Source organism: Kitasatospora sp. NPDC004272, assembly GCF_053603035.1.
In genome coordinates this window covers 1-10,133 of sequence record NZ_JBSGET010000209.1, presented here as the reverse complement: position 1 = coordinate 10,133, position 10,133 = coordinate 1, and the positions used below count along the sequence as shown (strand labels likewise).

Here is a 10,133-nt window from a genome sequence, read left to right as displayed (position 1 = left end):
TGGCGGGGTTTGGGTCTCGTCCGCGGGCGTCGGCGCCCGGGGCCGGGGGCCCCCCGTCCCCGGGCCCACGGAGAGTGTCAACCGCCTTGGCGGGGAACGGAGATGCCGCGCAGCATGAGGTCCCAGACGGCCGAGAGCCGGGCGACGGGACAGCCGCCGGGCCGCAGGCCGCGCTCCGCCAGGCGGCGGGCGTCCGCCTCCGCGCCGATCACCAGGTGGGCGGCGAGGGTGGCGACCGCCTCCTGGTCGGGCAGGTCGACGGATCCGTCGCGGACGGTGCGGTCCAACCACTCCCGCAGGTCCGGCACCCAGGCCAGCGTCCAGTCGGGTCCCGTCCCGGAGCGCTCCCTGGTCAGCCGGGCCGCCGCGCGCACCACCGGTTCCTGTTCGAGGAGTTCGGCCAGTGCGAGGGTCAGCGAGACCACCGAGTGCACCGGCACCTCCTGCCCGCGCCCCACCTGCTGCACCACCGTCCGGGTCATGGCGTACCCCTGCGCCCGTACGGTGGCGGCGAGTTGCTCCTTCGTCTGGAAGTGGAAGGTCAGCGCCCCCATCGAGATCCCGGCCGCCTTGCTGATCTTCGCGAGGGAGGATCCGGCGTACCCCCCGCGGTCGAACTCCCCCGCCGCCGCGCGGACGAGGGCTTGTCGGGTTCGTGCAGCCCTCTCCTGTGTCACATGGCCCTCCCCAGCCGCCCGGTCCTTCGTTCACCCACGCGAAGCTACCAGGCGCGGCTATGATTTTAAAAAAAAAGAGACTATTATTTATTTGGCCTAGGGGCGACATGGTGCCCCACCACCGGAACACCCAACTGGCGCACGAGGGGACGCAATGATGCACGGGGCCACCCTGAGAACGGAGGACGCCCTGACGGTCCGTGTGCTCGTCGTCGAGCACGACGCATCGGCGGCGGAGACACGGGTGCACCACTTACGCCGACAGGGGTACGCGGCCAGCAGCGTCGAGACCGGGGCCGAGGCCCTGCGACGACAGGAGCACTCGGACCTGGTCCTGCTCGGCCTCGACCTGCCCGACATCGACGGCCTGGAGGTCTGCCGGCAGATCCGCGGGGCCGGGAACAAACCGATCATCTCGCTCACCGCCCACGACACCGAACTGGACCGGGTCCTGGCGCTCCACGCCGGGGCCGACGACTGCGTCGTCACCTCGTGCAGCCCGCGCGAGATGACGGCCCGCATCCAGGCCCTGCTGCGCAGGGCCTACCCGCACGCCGGGCCGGACCACGTGATCTCGATCGACCAACTGCACATCAACGGCCGCACCCGCGAGGTCCGGGTGCACGGCGTGCCGGTGACCCTGACCGCCAAGGAGTTCGAGCTGCTGCACGTCCTCGCGGTCAACCCGGGGAACGTGCTCTCCCGCAAGGAGTTGATGTCCCGGGTCTGGGGCACCGACTGGCCGGACTCCAGCCGCACCATCGACACCCACGTGAGCAACCTGCGGTCCAAGCTCGGGGCCGGCACCTGGATCGCCACGGTGCGCGGCGTCGGCTACCGGATGGGTTTCGGCTGACGGTCCGGCGCACGGCACCGCCCCGCACCGCGTACCGCCCCGCTCCGCGGAGCACCGCCCCGCGGAGCACCGCCCCGCACGACGGACGGCCCCTGCGACCGACGGCCCGAAAGCCGTGGTCCCAGGGGCTGTTCCGCGTTCCACCGGTTCCGGCCCCGGCCTCAGACCGCGCCGGGTCGCTCGACCGGGAAGGCGTGCGAACGGCCGCCGAGCACGACCAGCAGCACGGGGGCGAGCAGGGCGAGGACGAACCAGGGGAAGGACGTCGGGCCCAGGGCGGTCAGCAGGATGCCGCCGACCGCGCCGCCGCCCGCCATGAACGAGTTCCAGGTGGTGACCAGCAGCGCCTGGCCGCGGTCGCCGCCCGCGTCGGTGACGGCGGTCTGCAGCAGGGTGGCGACGCCGCCCCAGCCCAGGCCCCACAGCACCATCGCCAGGTAGACGGTAAAGCTGTTGGTGGCCAGGACGCCGAGCAGGACGGAGGCCACGATGAAGAGCGCGGTGCTGCCGATGGTCAGGGCCCGCAGCCTGCGGTCGACCAGGGCTCCGGTGATCCAGATGCTGACCATGGAGGCGAGGCCGAAGACCAGCAGGATGACGTCGCGGGAGCCTCCCATGCCGTACTCGTCCAGGAAGGTGGCGATGTAGGTGTAGAGGATGTTGTGCGCCAGGACGTAGGCGGCGACGACGAACAGGACCGCCACCACGCCGGGCAGCCGCAGCGCCTTCAGGATCGGCTCGCGCTGCTCGGGCCGGCTGCCCGGGTAGTCCGGGACGGAGGCGAGGATCCACACCACCAGCAGCAGGGAGACCACGGTGACCAGACCGAACGTCAGCCGCCAGCCGAACGCCTTGCCGAGGAAGGTGCCCACCGGGATGCCCAGGGACAGGGCGAGCGGGATGCCCGCCATGGTGATCGCGATCGCCCGGCCCTGCAGATGGGGCGGCGCCAACCGCCTTGCGTAGCCGACGAGTTCGGCCCACACCACGGCCGCGGCGACACCGGCCGCGAAGCGGAACACCATGGTGAGCGGGTAGTTGGAGGAGACCGCGGTGACGACGTTGGCCACCGCGAAGACCAGGACGGAGACCAGCAGCAGCAGCCTGCGCCGCCAGGCCGCGGTGGCCTTGGAGATCGGGATCGCCGAAATGCCGGTGGCGATCGCGTAGATGGTGAGGGACTGGCCGGCGGCGGACTCGCTGACGGACAGGTCGTGCGCCATCTCCGGGAGCACGCCCGCGGGAAGCGCCTCGGTCAGGATGCCCATGAAGGCGGCGGTGCCCAGGGCCAGCAGCGGCGACCAGGGGAGCTTCCCGCCGTCGGGCGCGGGAGCCGGATCGGAGCGGAGCTCGGTTTGCGAAGTTGACATGGTGCTATCCTCGAATCCTCACATAGATGTGAATGTCAAGACGATGAGACATGAGGCTGGTCACATGCGGATCGGAGAACTCTCCGAGCGCACTGGCGTCTCCCGCCGCCTGCTGCGCTACTACGAGGAGCAGGAACTGCTCGTCCCCGAGCGCTCGACGAACGGTTACCGCGTGTACGACGGACGGTGCGTCGACCGGGTGCTGCAGATCCGGGGGCTGCTCGACTCCGGGCTTCCCACCCGGGTCATCCGGCAGATCCTCCCGTGCCTGACCACCCAGGTCATCCACATCTCCGGCGCCACCCCGGAGACCATCGCCACGCTGGAGCGCGAACGCGACCGGCTGGCCGAGCGCATCGAGTGCCTGACCCGCGGTCACCGGGCCATCTCCGGTTACCTCGACACCGCCCGGCTCCTCCAGCAGCAGCCGGTCGGCACCCCCGCCGCACCCGCGGCCTACGACTTGGCCGCGACGGCCTGACCGTACTGGACGGTGTTGTCCAGCACGACGCCGTGGCTGGTCACGTCGAGGACCAGGCGGTCGCCGTCCTCGATCCGGAACCCGTCGTGGTAGGTGGCCTTGTCGGCGCCGAGCAGCAGGTAGTTGACCAGGCCGGGGCGGCGCAGCAGCGGGTGCGAGAACAGGTGGGCCGTCATGTCCTCGACCCGCTGGAAGAGCGAGTCGAGGCCGCAGGAGAAGTCCCCCTGCCAGGCGGCGGCCCCGTCCCGCTCGACGGTGACCCGGCCGGTCACCGTCCGGGGCGGCTCGTCCAGGAACAGCCAGGGCGTCACGGAGGTCTCGCAGAGCTTGGCGTACGGGGTCCAGGCCCACTTGTTCTGCAGGTGGACGCCGATGTCGTTGAGGTCGTTGCCGAAGGTGTAGCCGGCGTACCGGGGGTTGCCGTCCTCGTCGTTGACGTGGACGAGCGCGATCTCCGGCTCCTCCAGCAGCCAGACCGGTTCGGCGGGGGTGACCAGGGGTTCGCCGGGCAGCCGCAGCCAGGAGCCGGAGCCCTTGAGGTAGTAGTTGGGGGCGACGAACTCCTCGTCGGGCGCCGGGGCGCGGTCGAACTTGGAGCGGTGGGTGCCCATGAAGCCGTTGACCAGGGAGTCGTTGCCGGCGGTGGGCAGCAGCGGGGGCAGGAGGCGCAGTTCGGGGTCGTCGACGGCCACCGTGACGGTCTCGGGGTCGGCGGTCACCGCCTCGGCCACCGCCTGCGGGCCGCCGGCCAGGACGGCCGCGCGCAGGGTGTCCTCGGCGACCCGGTGCAGGGTGTGCGGCCGGCCGGGCACCGGGAGGCCGAGGCCCGCGTAGCGCAGGCCCTTGTACTCGCACTCGAAGACGACGACGGTCATGAGAGTTCTCCTCGGGTTGGCGGCCGGTCGGCCACGAGATCGGTCAGGGCGGCCATGACGCGGTCCAGGGAGTCCCGGATCCAGGGCAGTTGCAGCGGGTCGGGCGCGGTCAGGGCGGCGGCGCGCTCGGCGTCGCTCTCGCCGTACAGGCGGCTGGTCGCGGCCCGGACCCGCAGGGAGGCGTCGGGTTCGCCGAAGGCGCTGCCGGGCAGCAGGACGACGCCGTGCCGTTCGGCGAGCAGGGCGGCGATCCCGGCGCCGTCGCGGACGCCGTGGGTGTCGGCCAGGCGTGCGCGCAGCGGTTCGAAGTCGGGGTAGAGGTAGCAGGTGGCCCGGACGGGCGTGAGCTCGGCGCCCGCGGCGGCGAACAGCGCGGCCACCGCCCGGGTCGTCGTCGCGTGCAGCCGCCGGCTGGCGGCCACGTGGGCGAGCACCTCGGGGGGTTCGGCGAAGGCGTAGGCGGCGGCGGCCTGGACGGGTGCGGCGGTGCTCGACCAGACCTGGCTGGCCACGCCGACCAGCCGCTGGTGCAGGTCCCGGCCGAGCGGCCCGTCGGGGAGGCGGGCCACTCCGGTGCGCCAGCCGCCGACCCCGAGGTTCTTGGTCAGGCCGGTGGTGACGACGGTCCGTTCGGGTGCGTAAACGGCGGGCGAGACGGCCCGGTCGGCGGGGTCGAAGACGAGGTCGCAGTAGATCTCGTCGGAGATCACGACCAGGTCCAGTTCCCTTGCGGCCCGGGCCAGTTCGCGGACGGTGCCGGGGCTCGCGACGGTGCCGGTGGGGTTGTCGGGCAGGGTGACCACCACGCTCCGCGGGTCGCGGCCCCGTGCCCTGGCGCTCCGCACCGCCGCGCGGAGCGCCTCCGGGTCGGGCACGCCGCCCTCACCGGGCCTGGTGGCCACGGGGATCGCCCGGCCGCCGGCCAGCGCGGCCTGGGCGGCGTAGCTGACCCAGCTCGGGACCGGGATCACCACGTCGCCGCCGACGGCCAGCATCAGCGCGAACAGCAGGGGCTTGCTGCCGGGTCCGCTGACCACGAGGTCCGGATCGGCGTCCAGGCCCCGCCGCCGCCAGTAGCCGGCGGCGGCGGCGCGCAGCTCCGGGCTTCCGGCGACGGGGCCGTAGGCGTTCAGGCCGGCCGCTCCCGCGAGCCGCTCGCGCAGCTCGGGGAGGACGGGGAGTCCGATCTCGCCGCTGGCGAGGGGGACGACCGCCTCCCCGGCGCTGCGTCGGCGGGCCAGCGCCTCGTCGGCGGCGAGGGTCGCCGAGACGGTCACCGGCACGGGTTGTGGCATGGTCTGCTCCAGGGTCGCTGCGCGGACGGGTGGTCGGGGTCGGGAGGGGCGGCGGGGCTCAGGCGTACTTCTGCCGGAGCTCCATCTTTCGGACCTTGCCGGTCAGGGTCTTCGGCAACTCCGTTAGCAGTTCGAGGCGTTCGGGGTAGAACCGGGGGTCCTGGCCGTGCTCGCGCAGGTGGGCGTGGAGGTCCTTGAGCGCGGGCTCGGCTCCCCTGCGGGGCACCACGAACGCCAGGATCGGGTCGTCCACCTGCCCGGAGGGGCCGACCAGGGCGATGTCGGCGACCTGCGGGTGGCGGGAGATGATCGCCTCCAGCTCGGCCATCGGGACGACGATCCCGTCGCGCAGGATGGTGTCCTTGGCGCGGCCCAGGATCCGGATGCCGCCGCGGCCGTCGTCGCGCGCCACGTCGCCGGTGTCGAACCAGCCCTCGCCGGTGAGTTCGGAGTCGAACGCCTCCTGCTGCTTGTAGTAGCCGAGGGCCTGGGAGGCGCCGCGCACCCGCAGCCGGCCGACGGTGGCCCGGACGTCGGGGTCGTGGCACATGTCGATGCGGATCTCCATGGAGTCGATCGGTCGGCCGTGGCTGTGCGCCGCCCAGTCCTGGTTGTAGTCGAGGCGGCTGATGGTGACCGGTCCGAACTCGGACATGCCCCAGACCGAGTACGTCCGGGCCCCGAAGGTGTCGCGCAGTTCGTCGACCAGCTCCTGGAGCACGGGGGCCGCGCCGGTGACGGTGTGGCGCAGGCTGGAGACGTCGTGCGGGTCGGCCCGCTGGGCCGAGGCGATGCCGGAGAGGGTGGGCGGGGGCCCGTACAGCAGGGTGGCGTCGTAGCGTTCGACCAGGTCCAGCAGGCCGCTGTGGTCGGGGCCGTCCTGGAAGGCGACGGTGCCGCCCAGCATCACGCCGGCCAGCACGCCCTGGCCGAAGCCGGAGTAGTGCACCAGCGGCGTGGTGACCGCGACCACCAGGTCGTCGCGGAGCAGGAAGGTGTCGACGTAGCCGCGGACGCCCGAGTGGACGGTGTTCTGGCTGTGCACGACGCCCTTGGAGAAGCCGGTGGTGCCGGAGGTGAACAGCACCACGAACGGCTCGTCGGGCCGGAGTTGGCGGCCCTCCAGGTCGCCCATGGCGTGTTTCTCCCAGTGGGTGGAGACGAAGTGGTCGGCGAAGTCGACCGCCTTGTCGGGGGCGTGCCCGCCGACCACCACGACGTGCTCCAGGGGCAGTTCGGACTGCAGTTCGCAGACCGCGGCGGCCAGCGGGTAGCCGTCCCACTCGGGCAGGGTGATGCACACCTTGGCCTCGGTGAGGGCGAGCCGGTGGCGCAGCTCCTCCTCCTGGCAGACCGGGGCGATCGGGCAGATGACGGCGCCGGCCGCCATGCAGGCGAACATCAGCGGCACCATCTCCCACCGGTTGGGGAGCTGGACGGCGACCACGTCGCCGCGCCGCACGCCGAGGTCGAGCAGCGCACCGGCGAACCGGTCGGTGAGCCGGGAGAGTTCGGCGTAGTCGAGGGTGTCGGTGCGGGCCTCGTCGAGGCGCCGGGCGGCGATGGCGAGCTTGTGCGGGCGCTCCCGGGCCTGCTGGCGCAGGTCATCCAGGAAGGTCTGGTCGCGCCACCAGCCGCGCCGCCGGTACTCGGCCATCCGGTCCGCGGCCCCCGCCCGGGTCACCGGAGTTCCTTCCGGCGGGCGTCCAGCAGCTCGGGCAGCGGGTTGCCGGCCCGGGAGGCGGCGATGTCCAGCAGGTCGCGGGTGTTGCGGCGGACCCGCTCGGCGACCCAGTCGAAGACCCAGTCCTTGCGGGCCGCGTCGGACAGCTCGAACGGGACGACCCGGGTGACGGCGAGGGCGGCCGAGCCGGCGCCGCCGATGTTGGCGATCACGCCGGGGACGAGCACGCCGCCGGCGGCGGCGACCTTCTCCTTGGCCTCGGCGGTGGAGGCGAGGTTGGCGCCCTCGACCACCAGGGCGGCCCGCAGCCGGTGGACGTTCTCGTCGTTCAGCGCGTACTTCTGCGCGGCCAGGACCAGCAGGTCGGCGTCCAGGTCGAGCCAGGCGTCGGGCGCGGTGGAGACGGTGACGCCCTGCGGGAGCCGGGAGTGGTCGATCCGGCCGAACTCGTCGGTGATCTCGACCAGGTCGGCGACCGGCAGCCGGTCGGCGCTGATGGTGCCCTGGACGTCGGCGACGCCCACCACGACGTGGCCGCGGTCCTCCAGGAAGCGGGCGACCGCGCGGCCGACCGCGCCGAAGCCCTGCACCACGACCCGGGCCGGGCCGGTGCGGTGGCCGCCCTCCAGGGCGGTGACGGCGGCGACGCCGACGCCGTGCCCGGTGCAGTCGATCAGCGGCTCGTAGTAGGTGCGCCAGTCGATCGGCATGTCGGGGGCGCCGAGCCGGTAGCGCGGGTCGTAGCCGGCCTCCTCGAAGAACACCGCCCGGTCGGCGGGGGTGACGCCCATGTCGATGCCCAGGTGGATGCCGCCGTGCAGCAGCGGCTTGACGGTGCGTCCGAAGGTGCGGAACGTCCGCTCGCGGTCGCTGCCGTCGGAGACGATGCCGGCCTTGGCGCCGCCGATCCGCAGCCCGGCCAGGGTGAACTTCTCGGTCATGTCGCGGGCCAGTCCGGCGACCTCCTCCTCGGTGACGCCGGGGGTCATCCGGGTGCCGCCCATGGCCAGGCCGTCGACCAGGGAGTCGACCACCACCCAGCCCTTGACGGTGCCGCCGCTACCGCCCAGGTGGACGGTGAACGCGGGGCCCTGTGGGTCGTGCGGAGCAGTCATGTCCAGTTCCTCCGTGGGTGCGTGGGTGGGACGGGTCAGAGGTAGAGCTTGCTGAAGCCGCGCATGATCTCCAGGCCGTCGGGGCGGAACTCCAGGTGGGCCTGGGCGCCGAAGATCCGGCCGTCGTCGGAGCGCAGGAACTCCACCGGGGCGTGTTCCGAGCGGCCGATCGCGCGGAAGCCCGCGGGGGCCTCCTGGAGGTACAGGGTGTGCCGGTGGAAGACCGTCACGGTGGGCTTCACGTAGGTGAAGACCGGCTCCCCGGTGTCGACCTGGGCCTCGTGGCCGCCGACCCGCTGCGGGCCCTCGGCGAGGCGGCCGCCGGCCGCGACGGCGATGATCTGCATGCCGCCGCAGATCCCGAGGACCGGGACGTCGGTCCCCGTCACGAGGTCGATCAGCGGCCGGTAGTAGTCGCTGTCGTAGGCGCGCACCTTGGTGCCGCTCAGGGCGATCGCCTGGTACCGGCCGTCGATCCGGTCCGGTACGTGGGCCGCGTCGACGACGTCGGTGTCGGAGCCGAGCTGTTCGAAGCGGCCGCGGAGCTGTTTCAGGGACAGCGTCCCGTTGTTGACGACCAGTACGCGGGTTCGTGCCACGGGTCCACTCCTCAGCTTGGCGTGATGACGGTGCCGGTGCGGCCGGCCAGCAGGTCGGTGACCGGTGCGCTGCCGATGACGACCCGTTGCACGCCCCGTTCCAGGGCTTCGCCGGCCGCCCGGAGCTTCTTGCGCATGCCGCCGGTGGCGCCCTTGTCGCGGAACTCCGCGACGGCCTCGGCGGTGATCCGGTGCACCGGCCGGTCGTCGATCAGCAGGTGCGGGACGTCGGTGACCAGGACCAGGGCGGTCGCGCCGAGGGCGCCGGAGACGGCCGCGGCGGCCCGGTCGCCGTCGGTGTTGACCTCCTGCCCGGCGGTGTTCCTGGCCAGTGGGGTGACCAGGACGCAGTGGCCGGGCCGCAGGCCCTTCAGCAGGGTCGGGTCGACGTCGGTGATCGGGCCGACCAGGTTGTCCAGCTCGACGAGCTGCTTGTCCTTCCACCACCAGCGCTCGCCGGCGGCCGCGCCGACCAGGCCGTCGCTGCCGACGACCCGTTCGGTACTGATGCCGCGGGCGCCGAGCAGGCCGTCGAGCTGTTCGGTGAGGGCGGCGCTGACCTGCTTGATGTCGGCGAGCACCTCGGGGGTGGTCCAGCGGCTCTGGTTGCCGTAGCGGTCGCGCAGGATCGCGGACGGCTCGCTGTACTCGGGGCGCAGCAGCCGCAGCGGGCGGGACCAGCCGTGCACGAGCACCAGCGGGTGGGTGCGCCCGTGCTCGGCGAGGTCGTCCCACCAGGCGTCGGGCATCGCGTGCAGCGTGGAGCCGCCGAGTTTGACCACGGTGGGTGTCGTCGCGCTCATGCGGGCATCACCGGTTGCATGGTCAGGCCGGTCTGCACCGGCAGGCCGAATCGGAGGTTGGTCGCCTGCAGCGCCTGGCCGGCAGCGCCCTTGACCATGTTGTCCAGCGCGGCCAGCACCACGATCCGCCCGCCCTCCTCGTCGTGCAGGACGGTCACGTCGCAGTAGTTGGAGCCCAGCACCGCCTGCGGGTCGGGCACCGGGATCAGCGTCTCGTTGGACCGGCGCACCCGCACGAACGGATGGTCCTTGTAGAACCGCAGGTACGCCCGCTGCAGGGTGCGCGCGTCCACCGCGTCGTCGGTGAAGACGTAACTGCTGGCCATCAGCCCGCGCACGTGCGAGACCCCGTACGCCGACATGCTCAGCGACCGCACA

General features: G+C 72.7%; 10 protein-coding genes and 1 pseudogene. 2 read left to right on the top strand and 9 right to left on the bottom strand.

Going from position 1 to position 10,133, the window contains the following annotated elements; genetic code table 11:
* Positions 1–77: 77 nt before the first annotated feature.
* Positions 78–677: a TetR family transcriptional regulator gene (locus ACWEO5_RS36465; protein WP_452166400.1), complete on the bottom strand. Its 600-nt coding sequence runs from the start codon at positions 675–677 to the stop codon at positions 78–80.
* A gap of 154 nt (positions 678–831) precedes the next feature.
* On the opposite strand from ACWEO5_RS36465, the gene ACWEO5_RS36460 reads away from it, so the two are divergent.
* Positions 832–1,533: a response regulator transcription factor gene (locus ACWEO5_RS36460; RefSeq protein ID WP_380275404.1), complete on the top strand. Its 702-nt coding sequence runs from the start codon at positions 832–834 to the stop codon at positions 1,531–1,533.
* Between the two features lie 161 nt (positions 1,534–1,694).
* On the opposite strand, the gene ACWEO5_RS36455 is transcribed toward ACWEO5_RS36460, so the two are convergent.
* Positions 1,695–2,903 (bottom strand): MFS transporter, encoded by a 1,209-nt coding sequence (locus tag ACWEO5_RS36455; RefSeq protein WP_452166399.1) that lies wholly within the window; start codon positions 2,901–2,903, stop codon positions 1,695–1,697.
* A 64-nt stretch (positions 2,904–2,967) separates the two neighbouring features.
* On the opposite strand from ACWEO5_RS36455, the gene ACWEO5_RS36450 reads away from it, so the two are divergent.
* Positions 2,968–3,384: a MerR family transcriptional regulator gene (locus ACWEO5_RS36450; RefSeq protein WP_452166398.1), complete on the top strand. Its 417-nt coding sequence runs from the start codon at positions 2,968–2,970 to the stop codon at positions 3,382–3,384.
* On the opposite strand, the gene ACWEO5_RS36445 is transcribed toward ACWEO5_RS36450, so the two are convergent.
* The 7 genes and pseudogenes from ACWEO5_RS36445 to ACWEO5_RS36415 form a co-directional block, all read right to left on the bottom strand.
* Complete coding sequence (locus ACWEO5_RS36445; protein ID WP_452166397.1) at positions 3,360–4,259, bottom strand: fumarylacetoacetate (FAA) hydrolase; 900 nt, start codon at positions 4,257–4,259, stop codon at positions 3,360–3,362. The genes ACWEO5_RS36450 and ACWEO5_RS36445 overlap by 25 nt on opposite strands.
* The gene (locus tag ACWEO5_RS36440; RefSeq protein WP_452166396.1) at positions 4,256–5,554 is read right to left on the bottom strand and encodes a pyridoxal phosphate-dependent aminotransferase; all 1,299 of its coding nucleotides are present in this window, start codon (positions 5,552–5,554) and stop codon (positions 4,256–4,258) included. The genes ACWEO5_RS36445 and ACWEO5_RS36440 overlap by 4 nt, the downstream gene beginning before the upstream one ends.
* A gap of 58 nt (positions 5,555–5,612) precedes the next feature.
* Positions 5,613–7,238: an AMP-binding protein gene (locus tag ACWEO5_RS36435; RefSeq protein WP_452166395.1), complete on the bottom strand. Its 1,626-nt coding sequence runs from the start codon at positions 7,236–7,238 to the stop codon at positions 5,613–5,615.
* Positions 7,235–8,353 carry a Glu/Leu/Phe/Val dehydrogenase dimerization domain-containing protein gene (locus ACWEO5_RS36430; RefSeq protein WP_452166394.1) on the bottom strand — a complete coding sequence of 373 codons (1,119 nt, stop codon included), beginning with the start codon at positions 8,351–8,353 and terminating at the stop codon, positions 7,235–7,237. The genes ACWEO5_RS36435 and ACWEO5_RS36430 overlap by 4 nt, the downstream gene beginning before the upstream one ends.
* Before the next feature lie 35 nt (positions 8,354–8,388).
* Positions 8,389–8,952, bottom strand: coding sequence for a type 1 glutamine amidotransferase (locus ACWEO5_RS36425; protein ID WP_452166393.1), 564 nt, complete (start codon positions 8,950–8,952; stop codon positions 8,389–8,391).
* An 11-nt stretch (positions 8,953–8,963) separates the two neighbouring features.
* Entirely contained in the window at positions 8,964–9,755 is a 792-nt protein-coding gene (locus ACWEO5_RS36420) for an amino acid kinase family protein (RefSeq protein WP_344559730.1), read from the bottom strand.
* Positions 9,752–10,133: pseudogene (locus ACWEO5_RS36415) on the bottom strand (N-acetyl-gamma-glutamyl-phosphate reductase); the annotation flags it as partial. The pseudogene ACWEO5_RS36415 and the gene ACWEO5_RS36420, both read right to left, overlap by 4 nt.

Coding starts and splice junctions, on each gene's coding strand:
- ACWEO5_RS36450 (WP_452166398.1), top strand. CDS start 2,968: ATGCGGATCGGAGAACTCTCCGAGCGCACTGGCGTCTCCCGCCGCCTG.
- ACWEO5_RS36460 (WP_380275404.1), top strand. CDS start 832: ATGATGCACGGGGCCACCCTGAGAACGGAGGACGCCCTGACGGTCCGT.
- ACWEO5_RS36420 (WP_344559730.1), bottom strand. CDS start 9,755: ATGAGCGCGACGACACCCACCGTGGTCAAACTCGGCGGCTCCACGCTG.
- ACWEO5_RS36455 (WP_452166399.1), bottom strand. CDS start 2,903: ATGTCAACTTCGCAAACCGAGCTCCGCTCCGATCCGGCTCCCGCGCCC.
- ACWEO5_RS36445 (WP_452166397.1), bottom strand. CDS start 4,259: ATGACCGTCGTCGTCTTCGAGTGCGAGTACAAGGGCCTGCGCTACGCG.
- ACWEO5_RS36430 (WP_452166394.1), bottom strand. CDS start 8,353: ATGACTGCTCCGCACGACCCACAGGGCCCCGCGTTCACCGTCCACCTG.
- ACWEO5_RS36440 (WP_452166396.1), bottom strand. CDS start 5,554: ATGCCACAACCCGTGCCGGTGACCGTCTCGGCGACCCTCGCCGCCGAC.